This is a genomic window from Micromonospora sp. BRA006-A, from assembly GCF_033433935.1.
Classification (GTDB): Bacteria; Actinomycetota; Actinomycetes; order Mycobacteriales; family Micromonosporaceae; genus Micromonospora; species Micromonospora aurantiaca.
On sequence record NZ_JANCLW010000001.1, the window covers coordinates 2,844,844 to 2,870,389 of the forward strand.

2 protein-coding genes and 1 pseudogene are annotated in these 25,546 nt (G+C 75.1%); all 3 read left to right on the forward strand.

Annotation, left to right across the window (positions count from 1 at the left end):
• Nucleotides 1-22: 22 nt before the first annotated feature.
• Nucleotides 23-10,974: pseudogene (locus NMK34_RS12940) on the forward strand (type I polyketide synthase).
• Nucleotides 10,975-11,010: 36 nt separating this feature from the next.
• Nucleotides 11,011-16,005 (forward strand): type I polyketide synthase, encoded by a 4,995-nt coding sequence (locus NMK34_RS12945; RefSeq protein WP_318333572.1) that lies wholly within the window; start codon nucleotides 11,011-11,013, stop codon nucleotides 16,003-16,005.
• A gap of 46 nt (nucleotides 16,006-16,051) precedes the next feature.
• A complete protein-coding gene (locus NMK34_RS12950; protein ID WP_318333573.1) occupies nucleotides 16,052-25,546 on the forward strand; it encodes a type I polyketide synthase in 9,495 nt (3,164 codons plus the stop codon).

The following is a 25,546-nucleotide window of genomic DNA, read 5'->3' on the forward strand; positions in this document are numbered from 1 at the left end:
CAACACAAGGAGTGCGCGGTCCATGGCTGACGAGGCGAAGCTTCTCGACTACCTCAAGCGGGTCACCGCTGACCTGCACCAGGTGCGCCAGCGCCTGCGCGAGGTGGAGGCCGGTGAACAGGAACCGGTCGCCATCGTCTCCATGAGCTGCCGCTTCCCGGGCGGGGTGCGCTCGCCCGAGGACCTGTGGGAGGTGGTCGCGTCCGGCCGGGACGTGGTCACCGACTTCCCCGAGGACCGCGGCTGGGACCTCGGGTCGCTCTACGACAGCGACCCCGAGCAGAGCGGCACGTCGTACACGCGGCAGGGCGGCTTCGTCCACGACCTGGCCGACTTCGACCCGGGCTTCTTCGCGATCTCCCCCCGCGAGGCGCTGGCGATGGACCCGCAGCAGCGCTGGCTGCTGGAGACCTCGTGGGAGGCCCTGGAGCGGGCCGGCATCGACCCGCACTCGCTGCGCGGCAGCCGCACCGGCGTCTTCGCCGGCAGCACCGGCCAGGACTACGGCACCGTGCTGATGGGTGCCGCGCAGGGCCTGGAGGGGCACCTGATGACCGGCAACGCCGGCAGCGTGGTCTCCGGCCGGATCGCCTACACCTTCGGGCTGGAGGGCCCGGCGGTCACCATCGACACCGCCTGCTCGTCCTCGCTGGTCGCCCTGCACCTGGCGGGGCAGGCGCTGCGGCAGCGGGAGTGCACCCTGGCGATCGTCGCCGGGGTCACCGCCATGTGCACCCCGGCCGCCTTCGTCGAGTTCTCCCGGCAGCGCGGCCTCGCCGCCGACGGCCGCTGCAAGGCGTTCGCCGCCGCCGCCGACGGGACCGGCTGGTCCGAGGGCGTCGGCGTCCTGGTGCTGGAGCGGCTGTCGGACGCGCAGCGCAACGGCCACCCCGTCCTCGCCGTGGTGCGGGGTAGCGCCGTCAACCAGGACGGCGCCTCCAACGGCCTGAGCGCCCCGAACGGGCCTTCGCAGCAGCGGGTGATCCAGCAGGCGCTGGCCAACGCCGGCCTCGCCACCGGCGGCGTGGACGTGGTGGAGGCGCACGGCACCGGCACCCGGCTCGGCGACCCGATCGAGGCGCAGGCGCTGCTCGCCACGTACGGGCAGGACCGGGGGGACTCGGCACCGCTGCTGCTCGGGTCGGTCAAGTCGAACATCGGGCACGCCCAGGCCGCCGCCGGTGTCGCCGGTGTGATCAAGATGGTCATGGCGATGCGGCACGGCGTCGTACCGCCCACCCTGCACGTGGACGAGCCGACGCCCGAGGTGGACTGGTCGGCCGGCGAGGTGTCGCTGGTGACCGAGGCGACGCCGTGGCCGGCGGTGGACCGGCCGCGCCGCTCGGCGGTCTCTTCGTTCGGGGTGTCCGGCACGAACGCCCACACCATCCTGGAGCAGGCCCCGGCACCGCAGCCGGCCCCGTCGGCCGCCGCCGCGCTGCTGGTCGAGCGGCCGGTCGTGCCGGTGCCGGTGTCGGCCCGGGACGCGGCCGGCCTCGCCGCGCAGGCGGGCCGCTGGGCGGCCCGGATCGCCGCCGACGAGACCCTGCGGCCCCTGGACGTGGCCTTCTCGTCGGTCACCTCCCGGTCCACCCTGGACCACCGCGCCGTGGTCCACGCCACCGGCCGCGAGGACCTGCTGGCCGGGCTGAGCGCCCTCGCCGCCGGTCAGCCGTCCGGCGCGGTCGTCGCCGGGCAGGCCGGCGGCCGGGGCTCGCTCGCGGTGCTCTTCTCCGGCCAGGGCGCGCAGCGCGCCGGCATGGGCCGGGAGTTGTACGCGGGCTTCCCGGTGTTCGCCGCCACGCTGGACGAGGTGTGCGTGTACCTGGACGCGCTGCTGCCGCGTCCGCTGCGGGAGGTGCTGTTCGCGCCGGAGGGTTCCGCCGAGGCGGCCCTGCTGGACCGGACGGTGTTCACGCAGGCGGGGTTGTTCGCCGTCGAGGTGGCGTTGTTCCGCCTCGTCGAGTCGTTCGGCATCGCGCCGGAGTTCGTGGGCGGTCACTCGATCGGTGAGGTGACGGCCGCGTACGTGGCCGGGGTGCTGTCGCTGGAGCACGCGTGTGCGCTGGTGGCGGCGCGGGGCCGGTTGATGCAGGCGCTGCCCGCCGGGGGTGGGATGCTGGCCGTCGCGGCCACCGAGGCCGACGTGGCGGCGGCGTTGGACGGGCTGGCCGGCGTGGGGATCGCGGCGGTCAACGGTCCGCAGGCCGTCGTGGTCTCCGGTGCCGTCGAGGCCCTCGACGAGGTGGAGCGGGTCTGGCGTGAGCGGGGCGTGCGTACGCGCCGGCTGACCGTCAGCCACGCGTTCCACAGTCCGCTGATGGAGCCGATGCTCGCCGAGTTCCGCGCCGTCCTCGACGGGTTGACGTTCTCCGCGCCGTCGCTGCCGGTGGTGTCGAACGTGACCGGTGCGCTGGCCGACGCCGACGAGATCTGCACGCCCGACTACTGGGTGCGCCACGTCCGCGAGGCCGTCCGCTTCGCCGACGGGGTCGCCGCGCTGCGCGCCGCTGGGGCGGACACCTTCCTGGAGGTCGGGCCGCGTAGCGTGCTGACCGCGATGGTCGGCGATGTCCTGCCGGGCGGGGACGCCGTGCTGGCCGTCGCCGCGCAGCGCGCGGACCGGCCCGAGGTGCACGGGCTGCTGGGCGGGCTGGCCGAGTTGCACGTGCGCGGGGTGGCGGTCGACTGGCGGCGGTGGTTCGCCGAGACCGGCGCGCGGCGGGTGGACCTGCCCACGTACGCCTTCCAGCACCAGCGCTACTGGCCCGAGGCGGGCGCCGGGTGGACCGGCGACGTCACCGCCGTCGGCCTGCGCCCCGCGCAACACCCCCTGCTCGGGGCCGCCGTCGGCGTCGCGCACGCCGAGGGGTTCCTGTTCACCGGCCGGCTGGCCGGCGTACCCACCCGTGGATCTGTGACCACGTCGTCTTCGACACCGTGCTGCTGCCCGGCACGGGCTTCGTCGAACTCGCCCTCCAGGCCGGCGCGCACGTCGGCGCGGACCACGTCCGCGAACTCACCCTGGAGTCGCCGTTGATCCTGCCGGAGACCGGGGGCGTCGACATCCAGCTCTGGATCGGCCCGGCCGACGAGACCGGCTGCCGGTCCGTGTCGCTGCACTCCGCTCAGGACGGCGAGCCGGCCGAGGGCGCGGGCGAGCGGACCTGGACTCGCAACGCCAGCGGCGTGCTGGCCAGCGGCCCCGCCGCCCCGAGCGGCCCCGCCGGCTGGTCCGACCTGACCACCTGGCCGCCGCCGGGCGCCACCGAGGTCGGCACCGACGACCTCTACCTGAACCTCTCCGCCCAGGGCTACGACTACGGTCCGTCCTTCATCGCCCTGCGCTCCGCGTGGCGGCGCGGCGACGACCTCTTCGCCGAGCTGGCGCTGCCCGAGGCCCCCGCCGCCGAGGCCGGCGGGTACGGCCTGCACCCGGCCCTGCTCGACGCGGCGCTGCACACCCTCGGCCTGACCACGCCGGCCGGAGAGCCTTCTGGGGCGGGCATGCCCCCGGGGTACGGCCGGCTGCCGTTCTCCTGGAACGACGTCGCCCTGCACGGCGCCGGGGCCGCGGCGGCCCGCGTCCGGGTCTCGCACACCGGCCCCGACAGCATCTCGCTGCTGCTCACCGACGTCACCGGCGCGCCCGTCATCTCCGTCGGCTCCCTGGTTCTGCGGCCGGTCTCCGCCGACCAGCTCCGCACCGCCTCCGGCGGCGGCACCGAGTCGCTCTTCCAGGTCGAGTGGGCGCCGCTCGCGCTGCCCGCCGGCCCGTCCACTGTCGACTGGGCGGTCATCGGCGACGCCGCGGCGCTCACCGACGCGGTCGCGGCCACCGGCACGGCCGTGGCGGCGTACCCCGACCTGACGGCCCTGGCCACGGCGATGGACGACGGGACGGACGCGCCCGGCGTGCTGGTCCTGCCGTTGCTCGACCCGCCCGCGTCGGCGGACGTGCCGCGCGCCGTCGCCGAGGCGACCCACCGGGTGCTCGCCGTGCTCCAGCAGTTCCTCGCCGAGGAGCGCTACGCGGCGTCCCGGCTGGTGGTGCTGACCTCGGGCGCGGTCGCCACCGACCGGGACACCGACCTGACCGACCTGGCCGGCGCCGCCGTGATCGGCCTGCTGCGCTCCGCCCAGTCGGAGAACCCCGACCGGTTCGTGCTTGTCGACGTCGACGACGTGGCCCGCTGCGCCGCCGCGCTCGTCCCGGCCGTCGCGACCGACGAACCGCAGGTCGTGATCCGCGCGGGCGTCGCCGCCGGCGCCCGGCTCACCCGGGTCCCCGCCCCGGCCGAGCCGCCGGCCGCCCCGTTCGACTCCGACGGCACCGTCCTGATCACCGGCGCCACCGGCACCCTCGGCCGGCTGATGAGCCGGCACCTGGTCAGCACGTACGGCGTCCGGCACCTCATCCTGACCAGCCGGCGCGGCCGCGCCGCCGGGGGCGTCGCGGAGCTCTGCGCCGAGCTGGAGGCGCTCGGCGTGAGCGTCACCGTCGCCGCCTGCGACGTCGCCGACCGCGCCGCCGTGGCCGAGCTGCTGGCCGGCATCCCGGCGGAGCACCCCCTCACCGCCGTCGTCCACGCCGCCGGCGTCCGCGACGACGGCGTCATCTCCTCCCTCACCCCCGAGCGGATGGACGGCGTGCTGCGGCCCAAGGTCGACGCCGCGTGGCACCTGCACGAGCTGACCGCCGACCTCGGCCTGAAGGCGTTCGTCTCGTACTCCTCGCTGGCCGCCACCGCAGGCGGCCCGGGCCAGGGCAACTACGCCGCCGCCAACGCGTTCCTCGACGGGCTGGCCCAGCACCGCAAGGCGCGCGGCCTCGCCGCGCTCACCCTCGCCTGGGGCCTCTGGGCCGACCGTAGCGGCATGACCACCGAGCTGGACGACGTCCACCTCAACCGGATCTCCCGCTCCGGCGTCGCCGCCATGGAGGCCGAGGAGGGGCTCGCGCTCTTCGACGCGGCCTGCCGCACCACCGACGCCGCGCTCGTCCCGGCCCGGCTGGACCTCGCCGCAATGAAGGTGCAGTTCGCCGGCGGGAGCATCCCGCCGCTGTACCGGGCGCTGATCCGCACGCCCGCGCGCGCCGCCGCGGCCACCACCGGCGCGTCCCTGGTGCAGCAGCTCGCCGGGCTGGGCGACGCCGAGCGGGCCGCCGCGCTGGTCGAGATCGTCCGCGGGCAGGCCGCCGCCGTGCTCGGCTACCCCGACCCGGCGGCCATCGAGCCGCGCCGGGCGTTCAGCGAGTTCGGCTTCGACTCGCTGACCGCCGTCGAGATGCGCAACCGGCTCAACAACGCCTTCGGGATGCGGCTGCCGGCCACCCTCGTCTTCGACTACCCGACCCCGCACGACCTGGCGGGCTTCCTGGGCACGGAGATCGCCGGCACCCCGGTCCCCGTGCGACCCGCGACGACCACCGTGCCGGTCGGCGACGACGAGCCCCTCGCGATCATCGGCATGGCCTGCCGGCTGCCCGGCGGCGTGTGGTCGCCCGACGACCTGTGGCGGCTGGTGGTCGACGGCGTCGACGCGATCAGCGACCTGCCGACCGACCGTGGCTGGGACCTCGACAGCCTCTACAGCCCCGACCCCGACGCCCCCGGCACCTTCTACGCCCGCGGCGGCGGCTTCCTCAGCGGCGTCGACCGGTTCGACCCCGGCTTCTTCGGCATCTCGCCCCGCGAGGCCCTGGCCATGGACCCGCAGCAGCGGCTGCTGCTGGAAACCACCTGGGAGTCCTTCGAGTCCGCCGGCATCGACCCGGCCGACGTACGGGGCAGCAGCACCGGCGTCTTCGTCGGCACCAGCGGGCAGGACTACGGCTCGCTGCTCGCGTACTCGCCGGAGGCCGCCGAGGGCTACATGCTGACCGGGATGACCAGCAGCGTCATCTCCGGCCGGGTGGCGTACACGTTCGGGCTGGAGGGGCCCGCGGTGTCGCTGGACACGGCCTGCTCCTCGTCGCTGGTGGCACTGCACTGGGCCGGCCAGGCGCTGCGGCGTGGCGAGTGCGACATGGCCCTCGCCGGTGGCGTGATGGTGATGGCCACCCCGACCGCCTTCGTCGAGTTCTCCCGGCAGCGCGGCCTGGCCGCCGACGGCCGGTGCAAGTCGTTCGCCGCGTCCGCCGACGGCACCGGCTGGTCCGAGGGCGTGGGCATGCTGCTCGTGCAGCGGCTCTCCGACGCGCGCCGGCAGGGCCGCACCGTGTACGCGGTGGTGCGCGGCTCGGCGATCAACTCCGACGGCGCCTCCAACGGGCTGACCGCCCCGAACGGCCCGTCGCAGCAGCGGGTGATCCGGCAGGCGCTGGCGTCGGCGCGGCTCTCCGCGGCCGACGTGGACGTGGTCGAGGCGCACGGCACCGGCACCACGCTCGGTGACCCGATCGAGGCGCAGGCCCTGCTGGCCACGTACGGGCGGGAGCGGCCCGCCGGCCGGCCGCTGCTGCTCGGCTCGATCAAGTCGAACATCGGCCACGCCCAGGCCGCCGCCGGGGTGGCCGGTGTGATCAAGATGGTGCAGGCCATCCGGCACGGCCTCGTCCCGGCGACGCTGCACGTGGACGAGCCGTCCCCGCACATCGACTGGACCTCCGGCGCCGTCGAGCTGGCCACGGAGTCGCGGCCGTGGCCGGCGGTGGACCGGCCGCGCCGGGCGGCGGTGTCGTCGTTCGGCATCTCCGGCACGAACGCCCACGTGATCATCGAACAGGGTGACGAGCCGGTCGACGCCGCACGCGTGGACACACGGCCCGGCCTCGTGGATTCCGGCGTCGTGGCATGGCCGCTGTCGGGGCGGTCGAGGGAAGCCCTGACCGGCCAGGCGGCCCGGCTGGCCCGGCACGTGCGCGAGCACGGCGAGGTCGATGCGGCGGCGGTGGGCTGGTCCCTCGCCGCCACCCGGTCGACGTTCGACCACCGGGCGGCAGTGGTCGGGTCGAGCACGGAGGAGTTGCTGGCGGGGCTGGACGCTCTGGCGTCGGGGTCGCCGGCCGGCAATGTGGTCGCGGCGACGTCGACGTCGCACGGTGCGGGCCCGGTGTTCGTGTTCCCGGGTCAGGGCGCGCAGTCGGCGCGGATGGCGGCGGGCCTGGTGGGTCGTACGCCGGTCTTCGACGCGCGGTTGGCGGAGTGCCAGCGGGCGTTGGCGCCGTATCTGGACGTGGACCTCGTGTCGGTGTTGACCGGTGACGACGAGTCGTGGCTGGAGCGGGTGGAGGTCGTGCAGCCGGTGCTGTGGGCCGTCGGCGTCGCCCTCGCCGCCGTGTGGCAGCACGCGGGTGTGGTTCCGGCGGCGGTGATCGGTCACTCGCAGGGTGAGATCGGCGCGGCGTGTGTGGCGGGGATCCTGTCGCTGGGGGACGCGGCGAAGGCCGTGGCGTTGCGCTCCCGGGCCCTGACCGCGCTGCGGGGCACCGGGACGATGGCGTCGGTCGACCTCCGCGCGGACGCGGTGACGGAGCGGCTGCCGGGCTTCCCCGGGGTGGGCGTCGCGGCGGTGAACGGTCCGTCGACGGTGGTGGTGTCGGGCCCGCCGCAGCCGGTCGCCGACCTGGTGGAGGCGTGTCAGGCCGACGGGGTGCGGGCGCGGTTGATCCCGGTGGACTACGCGTCGCATTCGGCGGCGGTGCAGGAGGTCGCGGAGCGGTTGCGCGCGGACCTGGCCGACATGACGCCGCGACAGGGCGACGTCCGGCTGGTGTCGACGCTGACGGGGGACTGGGTGGATCCGTCTTCGATGTCGGCGGACTACTGGTACGACAACCTGCGGCAGACCGTCCAGTTCGAGGCCGCCGTCCGGGTGGCCGTCGAGGCGGGTCACACGACGTTCGTGGAGATCTCCCCGCATCCGGTGTTGACGATGCCGGTCACGGCGATCCTGGACGACGCCGGCGTGACCGGGCACACGCTGGGCAGCCTGCGCCGCGGTGACGACGATCCGATGCGGTTGCTGACGAACCTCGCGACCGCCCACGCGATCGGCCTGCCCGTCGACCTGACGGCCGTCCTCGCCGAGACCGACCCTGTCGCCCTGCCCACGTACGCCTTCGACCACCAGCGGTACTGGGTCGAGCCGCCGGCGCACCGGGCGCAGGACGTCAGCTCCGCCGGTCTCCAGGACGCGGGGCACCCGCTGCTCAGCGCCACGCTGACGTTCCCCGACAGCGAGCGGATGGTCTTCACCGGGCGGCTGTCGGTGCGTACCCACCCGTGGCTCGGCGAGCACCGGGTGATGGACAACATCCTGCTGCCCGGCACCGCCTTCGTGGAACTCGCCACGTACGCCGGTGCGCAGGCCGGCTGCCCGACGGTGGAGGAGTTGACGCTGCTCGCCCCGCTCGTCCTGCCCGAACTCGGCGCGCTCCAGGTGCAGCTGACGGTCGGCGACCGCGACGACGACGGGCGGCGCACCGTCCAGCTCTACTCCCGGCCCTACCGGGACGGCTCCGACGAGATCCTCGCCGACGTCGCCTGGACCTGCCACGCCACCGGCCTGCTCGGCCCGCAGCCGGCCGACGCCGCGCCCGCCTTCGACCTGGGGGTGTGGCCGCCGCCCGGCGCGACGCGCGTCGAGTCCGACGACTTCTACTCCGGCATCGAGGCGACCGTCTTCGGGTACGGGCCGGCGTTCCGGGGTCTGCGTGCCGCGTGGATCCGCGACGACGAGGTCTTCGCCGAGGTCGAGCTGCCCGCCGGCCACCACGCCGAGGCCGGCCGCTTCGGCGTGCACCCGGCGCTGCTGGACGGCGCGCTGCAGGCCATGTCGATCGGCGGCTTCCTCGGCCGGATGGGCGACGGCGCCGACGCCGGCGTGCCCCGTCTGCCGTTCGCCTGGACCGGGGTCTCCCTGCTCGCCGCCGGGGCCACCGCCCTGCGCGTGCGCGTCGCCGCGGCCGGCGAGGTCGGCGTCTCCTTCCAGGTGGCCGACGCCACCGGCGCCCCGGTGCTGCACGTCGACTCGCTGATCATGCGCCGTGTCTCCGGGGACTCCCTCGGCGCGGCCCGCTCCGGCCGGCACCAGTCGCTGTTCCAGGTGGACTGGCCCGTGCTGCCGGTGCCCACCGGCCCCGTGCCGGCGGCCATCCGCTGGGTGGCGCTCGGCGACGACCTGGTGCTCAGCGCGGCCTGCGAGGCGGCCGGTGCCCGGGTGCGTACCGACGTCGGGCTCGACACCCTCGGCGACCTGCTCGCCGGGGGTGAGCCGGCGCCCGAGCTGGTGATCGTCCCGGTCGGCGACGCCGGGAACCCGTCGGACCCGGAGCTCGCCGCGCAGGCGCGCGCCACCACGCACCGTACGCTCGCCGCGTTGCGGACCTGGCTCGCCGACGACCGGTTCGCCGATTCGCGGCTGGTGCTCGTCACCCGGGACGCGGTCGCGGCGGGGGAGCGGGAGCCGGTGAACCTGCGCCAGGCCCCGGTCTGGGGCCTGCTGCGCGCCGCCCAGCTCGAACACCCGGGCCGGTGCCAGCTCGTCGACCTCGACGACGCCCCGGACAGCGCCGCCGCACTGGCCGCCGCCATCGCCTCCGGCGAGCCGCAGCTCGCCGTGCGCGACGGGCAGGTCCGCACCCCACGGCTCGGCCGGGTTCCGGCCGGTGTCGAGCCGCTGCCCGGCGGGATCGACCCGGCCGGCACCGTGCTGATCACCGGCGGCACGGGCGTGCTGGGCCGCATCCTGGCCCGCCACCTCGCCACCAGCCACGGCGTACGGCACCTGCTGCTGGCCGGGCGGCGCGGCGCGGCGGCCGAGGGGATCGGCGACCTCGTCGGCGAACTCGCCGGCACCGGTACGGAGGTGACCGTCGCGGCCTGCGACGCCGCCGACCCCGAGGCCCTGTCGGCGCTGCTGGCCGGGGTGCCGGCAGCGCACCCGCTCACCGCCGTGGTGCACGCCGCCGGCGTCCTCGACGACGGCGTGCTGGAGTCGATGACCCCCGAACGGGTGGACGCGGTCGCCGTGCCGAAGATCGACGCCGCCTGGCACCTGCACCGCCTCACAGCCGACGCGAACCTCGCGGCCTTCGTCCTGTTCTCGTCGGCGGCGGCCACGCTGGGCAGCGCCGGCCAGTCCAACTACGCGGCGTCGAACGCCTTCCTCGACGCCCTCGCGGCGCACCGCCGGGCACGCGGCCTCGCCGGCATCTCGCTCGCCTGGGGCCTGTGGTCGCAGGCCAGCGGCATGACGGGCCACCTCGGCGACGACGACGTGCGGCGGATGGCCGAGCAGGGCGCCACCGGCCTGTCCACCGAGCAGGCGCTGGATCTCTTCGACGCCGCGTGGCGGCTCGACGCGGCAACCGTCCTGCCGATGCGCCTGGACGTCGGGACGCTGCGCGGGCAGGCGGAGACCGGCACCCTCGCGCCCATGCTCCGGGCCCTGGTCCGGGTGCCGCTGCGACGCTCCATGGACGCCACCGGTGCCCGCTCCGGCGGGGTGCAGCTCGGCCGGCGGCTCGCCGGACTGGCCGCCCCGGAGCGGCTCAAGGTGGTGCTCGACGTGGTACGCGCGAACATCGCCGCCGTCCTCGGCCACGCCGGCTCGGACGCGGTCGACCCGAACCGGCTCTTCACCGACCTGGGCTTCGACTCGCTCACCGCCGTCGACCTGCGCAACCGGCTCAACAGCCTGTCCGGCCTGCGGCTGCCGGCGACGCTCGTGTTCGACTACCCGACGCCGACGGCGCTCGCCGAGAAGCTGACGAGCGAGATCGCCGCCGACGCGGCGCCCTCCACCCAGCCGCTCTTCCAGGGCATCGACACGGTGGAGAGCCTGCTCACCGCCATCCCGCTCGACCCGGCGGCCCGCGCCCGGTTCACCGCCCGGATGCAGGACCTGCTCGCCAAGGCGTCCGACCTGGCGGCCGGACCCGCCGTCGAACCGGACCGGCCAGACCTCGACTCGGCCAGCGACGACGAGATCTTCGACTTCATCAGCAAAGAGTTTGGAATCTCCTGAGATGACCAACCTTCGGACCGAGGCAGGGGCCACCCGATGAGCGACGACAAGCTGCGGTACTTCCTGAAGCGGGTGACAGCCGACCTGCACGACACCAAGCGCAAGCTGCAGACCGTCGAGGCCCGCGACCAGGAGCCGCTGGCCATCGTCTCGATGAGCTGCCGCTTCCCGGGTGGCGTGCGGTCGCCGGAGGACCTGTGGGAGCTTGTCGCCGACGGCCGGGACGCGCTCACCGAGTTCCCGGAAGACCGGGGCTGGGACCTGGAGGCGCTCTACGACCCCGACCCGAACAAGCCGGGCAAGAGCTACACCCGCATCGGCGGGTTCCTCGACGGCGCCGGTGACTTCGACCCGTCCCTGTTCGGGATCTCGCCGCGTGAGGCCCTCGCCATGGACCCGCAGCAGCGGCTGCTGCTGGAGACGTCCTGGGAGGCCGTCGAGCGGGCCGGCATCGACCCGCTGTCGCTGCGCGGCAGCTCCACCGGTGTCTTCGTCGGGCTGAGCACCTCGAACTACGGCATGGGTCTGCCGAACGTGCCCGAGGGCGTCGACATGTACATCGGCACCGGCAACACCACGAGCGTGGCGTCCGGCCGGATCTCGTTCACCCTCGGCCTCAACGGCCCGGCCGTCACCGTGGACACCGCCTGCTCCTCCTCGCTGGTGGCCCTGCACCTCGCCGTGAACGCCCTGCGCCGCGGCGAGTGCGACCTGGCCATCGCCGGTGGCGTCACCGTCATGGTCACCCCCGGCGTGTTCGTCGTCTTCTCCCGGCAGCGCGGCATGTCCGTCGACGGCCGGTGCCGGGCCTTCGCGGCCGGCGCGGACGGCACCGGCTGGGGCGAGGGCGGCGGCGTGCTCGTCGTGGAGCGGCTGGCCGACGCCGAACGCAACGGCCACCCGGTCCTCGCCGTGATCCGGGGCAGCGCCCTCAACCAGGACGGCGCCTCCAACGGGCTCACCGCCCCCAACGGCCCCTCTCAGCAGCGGGTCATCCGCCAGGCCCTCGCCAACGCCCGGCTCGGCTCCGCCGACGTCGACATGGTCGAGGCGCACGGCACCGGCACCACCCTCGGCGACCCGATCGAGGCGCAGGCGCTCATCGCCACGTACGGGCAGGACCGCCCGGCGGACCGTCCGCTGTGGCTGGGCTCGGTGAAGTCGAACATCGGCCACACCCAGAGCGCCGCCGGCGTCGCCGGGCTGGTCAAGATGGTGATGGCGCTGCGTAACGGCGTCATGCCGGAGACCCTGCACATCGACGAGCCGTCCCCGCACGTGGACTGGACGGCCGGGGCGGTCTCCCTGCTCACCGAGTCCAAGCCGTGGCCGGAACTGGACCGCCCCCGCCGCGGCGGCGTCTCCTCCTTCGGGGTCAGCGGCACCAACGCCCACGTCATCCTGGAGGAGTACCGCCCGCGCGTCGCCGAGGCGGCGACCGTCGACGGCGGGCAGGCGGACGGGAGCGGCGCCGTCGAGCCCGCGCGCCGGCCGGGCCTGGTCGCCTCGGACGTGACCCTCTGGCCGGTGTCGGCCCGGTCGAGGACCGCCCTGGGCGGGCAGGCGGCCCGGCTCGCGGACTTCCTGCGCAGGCGCGGCGAGATCGATCCGGCGGCGGTCGGCTGGTCGCTGGCCACCACCCGCTCGACGTTCGACCACCGTGCCGCCGTCGTCGGGTCGACCGCCGACGAGCTGCTGGCCGGGCTGGACGCCCTCGCCGCCGGCCAGCCGGCAGGGAACCTCGTCACCGGTACGGTCACCAGCGCCGGCGCAGGTCCCGTCTTCGTGTTCCCGGGTCAGGGGGCGCAGTCGGCGCGGATGGCGGCCGGGCTCGTCGGTCGTACGCCGGTGTTCGACGCGAAGCTGGCCGAGTGCCGGCGGGCCCTGGCGCCGTACCTCGACGTGGACCTCGTCGCGGTGTTGACCGGTGACGACGAGTCGTGGCTGGAGCAGGTCGAGGTCGTGCAGCCCGTGCTGTGGGCCGTCGGCATCGCCCTGGCGGCCGTGTGGCGCGCGGCGGGCGTCGTCCCGGACGCGGTGATCGGCCACTCCCAGGGCGAGATCGGCGCGGCCTGTGTCGCCGGGATCCTGAGCCTGGAGGACGCCGCGAAGGCAGTGGCGTTGCGGTCGCGGGCGCTGACGGTGCTGCGGGGGACCGGGACGATGGCGTCGATCGACCTGTCGGCCGACGCGGTCACCGAGCGCCTGGGGGAGTTCCCGGGCGTCGGTGTCGCGGCCGTCAACGGGCCGTCGACCGTCGTGGTGTCCGGCCCGCCGCAGCCCGTGGCCGACCTCGTGCAGGCGTGCCAGGCGCAGGGCGTCCGCGCCCGGCTGATCCCCGTGGACTACGCGTCGCACTCCGAGGCCGTGCAGCAGGTGGCCGAGCAGCTTCGCGCGGATCTGGCCGGTGTCAGTCCGCGGGCCGGTCATACCCGGCTGGTCTCCACTCTCACCGGGGACTGGGTCGACCCGGCGGTGATGACCGCTGACTACTGGTACGACAATCTGCGGCAGACTGTGCTCTTCGACGCGGCCGTGCGGACGGCTGTGGCTGCGGGGTACACCACGTTCGTCGAGATCAGTCCGCATCCGGTGCTGGCGATGCCGGTGACTGCGATTCTTGACGACGCCGGTGTGAGTGGGCACACCATCGGTAGTCTGCGTCGTGGTGACGACGACGTGACCCGGTTGCTGACCAACCTGGCCACCGCGTACACCGTCGGCCTGCCCGTCGACCTGACGACGGTGCTTCCGGCCGCGGCGACCGTCGACCTGCCCACCTACGCCTTCGACCACCACCGGTACTGGCTCGACGGCAGCGGCGGCCCCGACCTGGAGAGCCTGCTGTCGGGCATGAGCGGCGACCCGGGCGACGCGGGCTTCTGGGCCGCGGTCGAGAGCGGGGACGTCACGGCCCTCGCCGAGACCATCGCCACCGAGGAGACCCCGGCACACGAGGTGCTCGACGCGCTGCTGCCGGCGCTGCCGATGCTCACCGCCTGGCGCCGGCAGCGGCGCCGGCAGGCCGACATCGACAGTTGGCGCTACCAGGACACCTGGAAGCCCCTGACCGGCGTCGCCAACCGGGGCATGGACGGCACCTGGGTCGTGGTCATGCCGACCGGCGACATCATCGAGCCCTGGCAGGACGCCTGCGTCGAGGCGATCGCGGCGGCCGGCGCGACGCTCGTGCCGGTGGCCGTCTCCACGCCCGACGTCGACCGCGACCAGTTCGGCAAGCTGCTGCAGGAGGCGCTCGCCGCCGCACCGGGCGGTGACGCCACCGCCGACGTCGCCGGCGTGGTCTCGCTGCTCGCCTTCGACGAGCTGGCCCACCCGCTGTACCCCTCCGTGCCCGGCGGCTTCGCCGCCACCGTCGCGCTCTTCCAGGCCCTCGGCGACATCGGCCTGCACGCGCCGATGTGGAGCGTCACCTCCGGCGCCGCGTCGGTAGGCATGGCCGACCTGCTGCGCGCCCCGGCGCAGTCGCTGGTCTGGGGCTTCGGCCGGGTCGCCGCGCTGGAGCACCCGCAGCGCTGGGGTGGCCTCGTGGACCTGCCCGAGGCCGTGGAGGACCGCTGTGCCGACCTGCTCGTCGCCGCCCTCACCACCGCCGGGGACGAGGACCAGATCGCGGTACGCCCGAGTGGCCTGCTCGCCCGCCGGCTCACCCGCGTCCCGCTCGGCGACAGTCAGCCCGCCAACCCGTGGCAGCCGTACGGCACGGCGCTCGTCACCGGCGGCACCGGCGCGCTCGGTGGGCACGCCGCCCGCTGGCTGGCCCGCAGCGGTGTGGAGAACATCGTCGTCGTCAGCCGGCGGGGCATGGCCGCGCCCGGCGCGCAGCAGCTCGTCGACGACCTCACCGCGCTGGGCGCCCAGGCCACAGTGGTCGAGTGCGACGCCTCCGACCGTGACGCCCTGGCCGAGCTGATCGAGGCGATCCCCGCCGAGTACCCGCTCACCGCGGTCGTGCACGCCTCCGCGGTCCTCGACGACGCCATGATCAACGACATCCGGCCCGAGCAGATCGAACGGGTGCTGCAGGCCAAGGTCGACGTCGCGTACAACCTGCACGAGCTGACCCTCGACCACGAGCTGTCCGCTTTCGTCATGTTCTCGTCCTTCGCCGGCAGCGTGGCCAGCTCCGGCGTCGGCAACTACGCCCCGAGCAACGCGTTCCTCGACGCGCTCGCCCAGCACCGCCGGGGCCTCGGCCTCACCGCCACCTCCGTCGCCTGGGGGGCGTGGGCCGGCGGCGGCATGGCCGACGGGCCGCTCGGCGAGCTGCTGCACCGCCACGGCGTACCCGAGATGACCCCGGAGGCGGCGATCACCGCGCTGCACCAGGCCGTGGACCATGGAGAGGCGTTCCTCACCATCGCCGACATCGCCTGGGAACGGTTCTCCGTCGCGTTCACCGCCACCCGGCCCGGTCCGCTGATCAGCGACCTGCCGGACGTCCGGCGGCTCGCCGCCGCCGAGGCGATGGGCAGCGTGGAGGCCGGCGACGGCCCGGAGTCGTTGCGGGAGCGGCTCGCCGGGCTGCCCGCCGCCGAGCGGTTCGCCGTGCTGCTCGGCCTGGTCCGTGGCCAGGTCGCCGCCGTGCTCAACTACCCGTCCGCCGACTCCGTGGACGAGCATCGGGCGTTCCGGGAGCTGGGCTTCGACTCCGTCACCGCCGTCGAGCTGCGTAACCGGCTCGGCGCGGCCACCGCCGTGGCCCTCCCGGTCACCCTGGTCTTCGACTACCCGACCCCGACGACCCTGGCGGAGTACCTCTACGCCGAGGTCGCCCACGACGACGTGGTCACCCCGAACGCGCTCCTCGACGATCTGGACCGGATCGCCGAGGGCCTCGACGTGGTCGCCCGGGACGAGGCGGCCCGGGTGCGGGCCACCGTACGCCTGCAGGCGATGCTCTCCCGGCTCGGCCAGGACAGCGGTGGCGCCGACATCGGCAGGCACCTCGACGACGCCACCGACGACGAACTGTTCGCGATGGTGGACAAGGACCTCGGCATCTCCTGACCCAGCTTCAGCTCTCTCCCGTCTCTTTCGAGGAAGCGGCACTCCGATGGCCAACGAAGACAAGCTCCGCGACTACCTCAAGCGGGTCATGGCTGATCTCCACGACACCCGCCGCCGACTCAGCGAGGCCCAGTCCCAGGAACTGGAGCCGGTGGCGATCGTGGCGATGAGCTGCCGGTTGCCGGGCGGGGTGCGCAACCCCGACGACCTGTGGGAGCTGTTGCGGGACGGCCGGGACGCCGTCGCGCCCTTCCCCGACGACCGGGGCTGGGACCTGGAGCGCCTCTACCACCCCGACCCCGACCACCCGGGCACCTCGTACGCCCGGGAGGGCGGGTTCGTCGACGGGGCCGGCGACTTCGACTCCGCCTTCTTCGGCATCTCGCCGCGCGAGGCGCTGACCATGGACCCCCAGCAGCGGCTGCTGCTGGAGACCTCCTGGGAGGCGGTAGAGGCCGCCGGTATCGACCCCGCCTCGCTGCGCGGCAGCCGGACCGGGGTGTTCGTCGGCACCAACGGGCAGGACTACGGCACCCTGCTGATGATGTCGCCCGACGGCGACGAAGGGCACTCGATGACCGGGGGCGCGGCGGCCGTCGCGTCGGGCCGGGTGTCGTACGCCCTCGGGCTCGAAGGACCGGCCGTATCCATCGACACGGCCTGCTCGTCGTCGCTGGTGGCGCTGCACCTCGCCGTGCAGGCGCTGCGGGCAGGGGAGTGCGACCTGGCGCTGGCCGGCGGGGTGACCGTGATGGCCACCCCGGGCCTCTACATCGGATCCAGCCGGCAGCGCGCACTCTCCACCGACGGGCGTTGCCGGTCGTTCGCCGCCGCCGCCGACGGCGCCGGGTTCTCCGAGGGGGTCGGCTGGCTGCTGGTCGAGCGGCTGTCGGACGCCCGCCGCAACGGCCACCGCGTCCTGGCTGTGGTCCGCGGCACCGCCGTCAACCAGGACGGCGCGTCGAACGGGCTGACCGCGCCCAACGGGCCGGCCCAGCAGCGGGTCATCAGCCAGGCCCTCACCTCCGCCCGGCTCTCCACCGCCGACGTCGACGTGGTGGAGGCGCACGGCACCGGCACCAGGCTGGGCGACCCGATCGAGGCGCAGGCGCTCATCGCCACGTACGGGCAGGACCGTGACGAGGCCCCGCCACTGCTGCTCGGCTCGGTGAAGTCGAACATCGGCCATGCCCAGGCCGCCGCGGGCGTGGCCGGCGTGATCAAGCTGGTGCTCGCCATCCGGCACGGCCTCGTGCCGGCGACGCTGCACGTCGACGCGCCGTCGCCGCACGTCGACTGGACGGCCGGTGCGGTGGAACTGGTGACGGAGGCCCGCCCGTGGCCCGAGACGGGCCGGGTACGCCGGGGCGCCGTCTCCTCGTTCGGCATCTCCGGCACCAACGCTCACGTGATCATCGAGCAGTCGGCTGAGCCGGTCGAGTCGGGTGCGTGTGGGCGTGGGGCGGGGTTGGTCGCAACGGATGTGGTGGCTTGGCCGGTGTCGGCGCGGTCGGGGACGGCGTTGGCCGGTCAGGTCGTCCGGCTTGCGCGGCACGTGCGTGAGCGGGGTGGGATCGATCCGGTGGGGGTGGGCTGGTCGTTGGCGGCTACCCGGTCGGCGTTCGATCATCGCGTCGTTGTCGTCGGGTCGTCCGTCGAGGGGTTGCTTGCCGGGCTGGATGCCTTCGCCGCCGGTCAGCCGGCGGGGAACGTGGTCACGGGGGTGGCGTCGAGTCCGGGTGCGGGTCCGGTCTTCGTGTTTCCGGGTCAGGGTGCGCAGTCGGCGCGGATGGCGGCGGGGCTGGTGGGTCGTACGCCGGTGTTCGACGAGTGTCTGGCGGAGTGCCGGCGGGCGTTGGCGCCGTATCTCGATGTGGATCTCGTGTCGGTGCTCACGGGCGAGGACGAGTCGTGGCTGGACCGGGTCGAGGTGGTGCAGCCGGTGCTGTGGGCCGTCGGTGTCGCTCTGGCGGCGGTGTGGCGTGCGGCGGGTGTGGCCCCGGACGCGGTGATCGGTCACTCACAGGGTGAGATCGGTGCGGCGTGTGTGGCGGGCATTCTGAGCCTGGAGGACGCGGCGAGGACGGTGGCGTTGCGGTCGCGTGCGCTGGCGGTGCTGCGGGGTACCGGGACGATGGCGTCGGTGGACCTGTCGGCCGAGGCGGTGGCCGAGCGGCTGCCCGCGTTCCCGGGTGTCGGGGTCGCGGCGGTCAACGGCCCGTCCACCGTCGTGGTGTCGGGTCCGCCGGAGCACGTCACCGGCCTTGTGCAGGCGTGCGGGGCCGAGGGTGTTCGTGCCCGGCTGATCCCCGTGGACTACGCGTCGCATTCGCCCGCGGTGCAGGAGGTCGCCGAGCAGCTTCGGGCGGACCTGGCCGGTGTCAGTCCGCGGGCCGGTCATACCCGGCTCGTGTCCACTCTCACCGGGGACTGGGTGGATCCGGCGGTGATGACCGCTGACTACTGGTACGACAACCTGCGACGGACTGTGCTCTTCGACGCGGCCGTGCGGACGGCTGTGGCTGCCGGGCACACCACGTTCGTCGAGATCAGCCCGCATCCGGTGCTGACGATGCCGGTCACCGCGATCCTCGACGACGCCGGTGTGAGCGGGCACACCATCGGCAGTCTGCGTCGTGGTGACGACGACGCGACCCGGCTGCTGACCAACCTCGCCACCGCGTATGCCGTCGGCCTGCCCGTCGACCTGACGAGGGTGCTGCCCGCCGCGGCCACCGTCGACCTGCCCACGTACGCCTTCGACCACCACCGGTACTGGCCCGCGCCGCCGCTCTTCCTCACCGCGGCCGACGCCGCCCCGGACATCGACCGCTGGCGCTACCGGGTCACCTGGCGGGCCCTGCCCGACCTGCCGCTGACCTGGCTCGCCGGCACCTGGCTCGTGCCGGTGCCCGCGGCGCTGGGCGACGACCCGCTGGTCACCGACGTGCTGTCGGCCCTCGGCAACTTCGGCGCGGACGTCGTCCCGGTGGAGCTGGAGGTCACACACGATTCGGCGGCGCTGGCCGAGCGGCTGAGCGCCGCGCTCACCGGCCCGGACGGACCCGTCGCCGTGCTCTCGCTGCTGGGTCTGGACGAGCGGGCGCACCCGGAGCACCCGGCCACCTCGCTGGCCGTCTCGGGCACCGCCCTGCTGGTGCAGGCGCTCGGGCTGCTCGGCGTCGAGGCGCCGCTGTGGTGCGCCACCCGGGGAGCCGTCGTGGCCTGTGCCGACGACCCGGCGCCGCGCCCCGCCGCCGCCTCCGTCTGGGGCCTCGGCCGTGCCGTCGCCCTGGAACACCCCGCCCGCTGGGGCGGCCTGCTCGACCTGCCCGACGTGCTCGACGCGCAGGCCGGCGCGCTGCTCTGCGCGGCGCTCGGCGCCAGCGGTGGCGAAGACGCCTTCGGCGACGACGGCGCGGAGCAGTCCGGCCGGGGCGAGGACCAGCTCGCCGTCCGTGCCTCCGGCGTCTTCGTCCGCCGCCTCACCCGGATCACCGAACCCGAGCCGGTCGACTCCGGCGACGCGGACGACACCCGGCGGATGCGCGGCACCGTGCTGATCACCGGTGGCACCGGCGGACTGGGCGGGCATCTGGCCCGCTGGGCGGGCCGCTCCGGCGCCGCGCACGTCCTGCTGGCCAGCCGGCGCGGCCCGGACGCCCCGGGCGCCGCCGAGCTGGAGGCGGAGCTGACCGGCCTCGGCGTACGGGTCACAGTGGCCCGCTGCGACGTCGCCGACCGGGCACAGGTGGCCGACCTGCTCGCCGCCGTCCCCGCCGACGCCCCGCTGAGCACCGTGCTGCACACCGCCGCCGTCCTCGACGACGGCATCGTCGACACCGTCACCGCGCAGCGCCTGCACACCGTCGCCGCGTCGAAGTGCGTCGCCGCGCTGCACCTGGACGAGCTGACCCGCGACCTCGACCTGGACGCCTTCGTGCTCTTCTCCTCGGTGGCCGGAACCACCGGCAACGCCGGGCAGGGCGCGTACGGGGCGGCCAACGCCTTCCTCGACGCCCTCGCCGAGCGGCGCCGGGCCGAGGGACTGCCGGCCCTCTCGGTGGCCTGGGGCGCCTGGCGCGGGGCCGGCCTGCCCGCCGAGAACGAACGCGCCCAGGAGCGGCTGCGCCGGGGCGGCATGATCGGCATGGACCCGGAACTGGCCGTCGAGGCCCTCGCCCGGGCGCTGCGCCGCGACGAGCCCACCACAGTCGTCGCCGACATCGACTGGGCCCGTTTCGCCCCCGCGTTCACCCTGGTGCGGCCCAGCCCGCTGATCGGCGACCTCGCCGAGGCCCAGGAGGCGACGCAGCCGGCCGGGCAGGAGACCGCCGAGGAGGAGACGGGCGTACCATCGGCCCTCGCCCGGCGGCTCGCCGCGCTCGCGCCGGGGGAGCGCGCCGCGACACTGCTGGAGCTGGTGCGGCAGTGCGCGGCGACGGCCCTCGGCTACGGCGCCGCCGACGACATCCCGGCCACCCAGCCCTTCCGCGACCTCGGCCTGGATTCGCTGACGGCAGTCGACATGCGCAACTTCCTGGCCGCCGCCACCGACCTGCGGCTGCCCGCGACGCTCGCCTTCGACTATCCGAACCCGACGGTGCTCGCCGCGCATCTCGGCGAACTGCTCACCGGGATCGTGCCCGACGTGTCCACCCCCGCCCCGGCCGCCGCGGCCGAGGACGACGACCCGATCGCCATCGTGGCGATGAGCTGCCGCCTGCCGGGTGGGGCGGACACCCCGGAGCAGCTGTGGCAGCTCCTCGCCGCCGGCGGCGACGCCATCGGGGAGTTCCCCACCGACCGGGGCTGGGACCTGGACCGGCTCTTCGACTCCGACCCGGACAAGGAGGGCACCAGCTACGCCCGGGAGGGTGGCTTCGTCACCGGCGCCACCGACTTCGACGCCGGCTTCTTCGGCATCAGCCCCCGCGAGGCCCTCGCCATGGACCCGCAGCAGCGGCTGCTGCTGGAGGCGTCCTGGGAGGCGGTCGAGCGGGCCGGGATCGACCCGCACACGCTGCGCGGTAGCGCCACCGGCGTCTTCGTCGGCACCAACTACCAGGACTACCGCAACCTGATGTTCAGCGCCGAGGGCGCCGAGGGGCACCTGATGACCGGCAATGCCGGCAGCGTCCTGTCGGGCCGGGTGTCGTACACCCTCGGGCTGGAGGGGCCGGCCGTCTCGGTGGACACCGCCTGCTCGTCGTCGCTGGTCGCGCTGCACTGGGCCTGCCAGGCGCTGCGCCGCTCGGAGTGCTCACTCGCCCTGGTCGGCGGCGTCACCGTCATGTCCACCCCCGGGGTGTTCGTCGGCTTCAGCCGGCAGCGGGGCCTCGCCCCGGACAGCCGGGTCAAGGCGTTCGCCTCCGCCGCCGACGGCACCGGCTGGGGCGAGGGCCTCGGCTTGCTGCTCGTCGAGCGGCTCTCCGACGCCCGCCGCAACGGTCACCCGGTGCTCGCGGTCATCCGGGGCAGCGCCGTCAACCAGGACGGCGCTTCCAACGGCCTCACCGCCCCGAACGGGCCGTCGCAGCAGCGGGTGATCCGGCAGGCGCTCGCCAACGCCGGCCTCGCCCCGGCCGACGTGGACGCCGTCGAGGCGCACGGCACCGGCACGAAGCTCGGCGACCCGATCGAGGCGCAGGCCCTGCTCGCCACGTACGGCCGGGAGCGGCCCGCCGAGCAGCCGCTCTGGCTCGGCTCGATCAAGTCGAACATCGGTCACACCCAGGCCGCCGCCGGTGTCGCCGGGATCATCAAGATGGTGCTGGCGCTGCGGCACGGCTACCTGCCGCAGACCCTGCACGTGGACGAGCCGACCGACCAGGTGGACTGGAGCGTCGGTGCGGTCGAACTGCTCGGCGAGGGCCGCCCTTGGCCGGTCACCGACCACCCGCGCCGCGCCGCCGTCTCCTCGTTCGGCATCAGCGGCACCAACGCGCACACCATCCTGGAGCAGGCCCCGGAGCCGGTCGAAGCCGAGCAGCCGACTGGTGACCCGGCGCGGCTGCCGGTGGTGCCGGTGCTGCTGTCGGGCCGTTCGGGGTTCGCGCTGGCCGCCCAGGCGCAGCGCTGGTCCGAGCAGCTCACCGGGCTGGAGGCGCCACGTACGGTCGACGTCGGCTGGTCGTCGGCCGTCGCCCGGGCAGCCCTGGAACACCGGGCCGTCGTGCTGGCCACCGACCGGATCGCGCTGGGCGCCGGGCTGCGCGCCCTCGGCGCCGGCGAGGACGCGCCGCTGGTGGTCACCGGCGTGGCGGTGCCCCGGCCGAAGGTGGCGTACCTGTTCTCGGGGCAGGGCGCCCAGCGGGCCGGGATGGGTCGCGAGCTGGCCGAGGCGTTCCCCGTCTTCGCCGCCGCCCTGGACGAGGCCTGCGCCGCCCTCGACGCGCACCTGCCCCGCCCGCTCAGGCCACTGCTCTTCGCCGAGCCCGGCACGCCCGAGGCCGAGGCGCTGGACCGCACCGAATTCACCCAGCCGGCGCTGTTCGCCGTGGAGGTGGCGCTGTTCCGGCTGTTCGAGGCGTGGGGGGTCCGCCCCGACGCCGTCGCCGGGCACTCGATCGGCGAGATCGCGGCCGCCCACGCCGCCGGTGTGCTCTCCCTGGCCGACGCCGCCGAGCTGGTCGCCGCCCGGGGCCGGCTGATGCAGGCGCTGCCGGCCGGCGGGGCGATGCTCGCCGTCGCCGCCACCGAGGCCGAGGTGACCGCCACGATCGGTGAGCGGGCCGACCGGGTCTCCGTCGCCGCCGTCAACGGCCCCGCCGCGGTCGTGGTGTCCGGGGCCGGCGACGCCGTCGAGGAACTGGCCGCCCAGTGGGCCGCCCGGGGTGTCCGGGTCCGGCGCCTGGCGGTCAGCCACGCGTTCCACAGTCCGCTGATGGATCCGGTGCTCGACGACCTCGCCGCCGTCGCCGGACGGCTGCGGTACGCGGCTCCGAGCATCCCGATGGTCTCCACCGTCACCGGCGCGCCGGTCGACGCGGCGGAGATCGGCACGCCCGGTTACTGGGTGCGCCACGCCCGCGAGGCGGTACGCTTCGCCGACGCCGTCGTGGCACTGCGCGAGCGCAACGTCACCGGCTACGTCGAGATCGGCCCGGACGGGGTGCTCACCGCCCTCGCCCAGGCCGTCCTGGCCGAGGCCCCGGCCGGCGGCCGGGCCCCACTGGTGGTGCCCGCCCTGCGCCGGGACCGCGCCGAGCCGAGCACCCTGCTGCGCGCGCTCGCCGCGCTGCACACCCACGGCGTCTCCCCGGACTGGTCCGTCCTCTACGCCGGTACCGGCGCCCAGCGGGTCGAACTGCCCACCTACGCGTTCGACCGGCAGCGCTACTGGCCGGAGCCGCCGCCCTGGGGCGCCCTCGTGGCCGCCGACGAGGCCACCGAGGTCGAGCGCCGCTTCTGGGCCGCGGTCGAGGCCGAGGATCTGGAGTCGCTGGCCCGCGACCTCGACGTGCACCGCGACCAGCCGTTCGGCACCGTGCTGCCCGCCCTGTCGGCGTGGCGCCGTCGCGGCCGGGAGCAGGCCCTGGTCGACGGCACCCGCTACCGGACGGTCTGGGAGCCCATCGCGGAGACCTCGCAGGAGCAGGACCCCGGCCGGTGGCTGGTGCTGCTGCCCGCCGACCGGGCGGACGACCCCGACCTGCACTCCTGCACCTGGGCCCTGGGTGCCGAGGTGAGCATCGTGCCCGTGGACACCGCCGCCGACTCCGAGGAGCTGTGCGGCGGGTTCGCCGACGTGCTCGCCGAGGCGCTCGGCGCGGGCGACGGGCCGCTGTCGATCCTGTCCTTCCTCGGCCTGGACGACGCCCCGCACGCCGAGCACCCGGCGCTGCCGCGCGGCCTCGCCGCGACCGTGCACCTGCTCCAGCAGCTCGTCGACCTCGACGCCTCGGTCCGGCTCTGGTGCGTCACCCAGGGCGCCGTCGGCCTCGGCGACGGCGACGCCCCGGCCAACCCGCGGCAGGCGATGCTGTGGGGCCTGGGCCGGGTGGCCGCGCTGGAGCAGCCCGCCCGCTGGGCCGGGCTGGTCGACCTGCCCACTGACCTGGAGCCGTGGACGGCGATGCGTCTCGGCGGCATCCTCACCGGCGGCGGCGTGGAGGACCAGCTCGCCGTCCGCGAGTCCGGGGTGCTGGTGCGGCGGCTCGTACCGGCCACCACCACCGACGGGGAGCTCACGCCGTGGCAGCCCCGGGGCACGGTGCTGATCACCGGAGGCGCCGGTGCGCTCGGTGGGCACGTGGCCCGCTGGGTGGCCGCCGAGGGCGCGCAACGGGTGGTGCTGACCAGCCGGCGGGGGACCGGCACCCCGGGCGCCGCCGAGCTGATCTCCGAGCTGGCCGGGCTCGGCGTGGACTGCCGGGTGGTCCGCTGCGACGCCGCCGACCGCGCCGCCGTGGCCGACCTCCTGGCCGATCTCCGGCGGGAGGGGCCGCCGCTGCGCGCGGTGGTGCACGCCGCGGGGGTCAGCGAGGTGGTGCCGCTGGCCGACACCACCCTGGAGGATCTGGCGTACGTCATCGCCCCGAAGGTCTGCGGCGCCGAACACCTCGACGAGCTGCTCGGCGACGCCGAACTGGACGCGTTCGTGCTCTTCTCGTCCATCTCGGCGGTGTGGGGCAGCGGCGGACAGGGCGCGTACGCGGCCGGTAACGCCTACCTGGACGCGCTCGCCGAGCGGCGACGCGGCCGGGGCCGGGCGGCCACCTCCATCGCCTGGGGACCGTGGACCGAGTCGGGCATGTACACCGAGGGTGCGGCGGAGCAGCTGCGTCGCCGTGGCCTCCAGGTGATGCCACCCGGTGTGGCGATGGCCGGGCTGCGGCATGCCCTGGCGGTCGGCGACAGCTGCGTCACAGTCGCCGACGTCGACTGGGCCACCTTCCAGCCCCTGTTCACCTCGCTGCGGCCCAGTCCGCTGCTGGCCGACCTGCCGGCCGTACGCGGGCTGGCCGCCACCCCCGCCGAGGCGCCGGACGCGGTCGCGCCCGGCGCCCGGGACCTGCTCGCCGGGCTGCGGGCGCTGCCCGACGACGAGCGGCGGGCCGCACTGCTGGAGATGGTGCGGGTCGACGCGGCGAAGGTGCTCGGCCACCCCTCCGCCGACGCGATCGAGACCGACCGGGGCTTCCTGGACCTCGGCTTCGACTCGCTCACGGCCGTGGAACTACGCAACCTGCTCACCGCGGCGACCGGGCACGACCTGCCCACCACCGTCGTCTTCGACTACCCCACCCCGGACGGCCTGGCCGGCCACCTGTACGAGCAGCTCTTCGCGGGCGGCGAGGGGGACGACGGCGACGGCGGCGACGAGGAGTCGGTGCGCCGGGCCCTCGCCGCGATCCCGCTCGACGAGCTGCGGCAGGCGGGCCTGCTCGACCAGTTGCTCCAGCTGGCCCGTACGAGTGCCGGCACGCCGGCCGTGGCGCCCGCTGCCCCGGTCACGTCGTCCGCACCCGAGACCCAGATCCGCGAGCTCGACGTCGCCGGCCTGGTCCGGATGGCCCTGGAAGGCTCCGACTCGTGA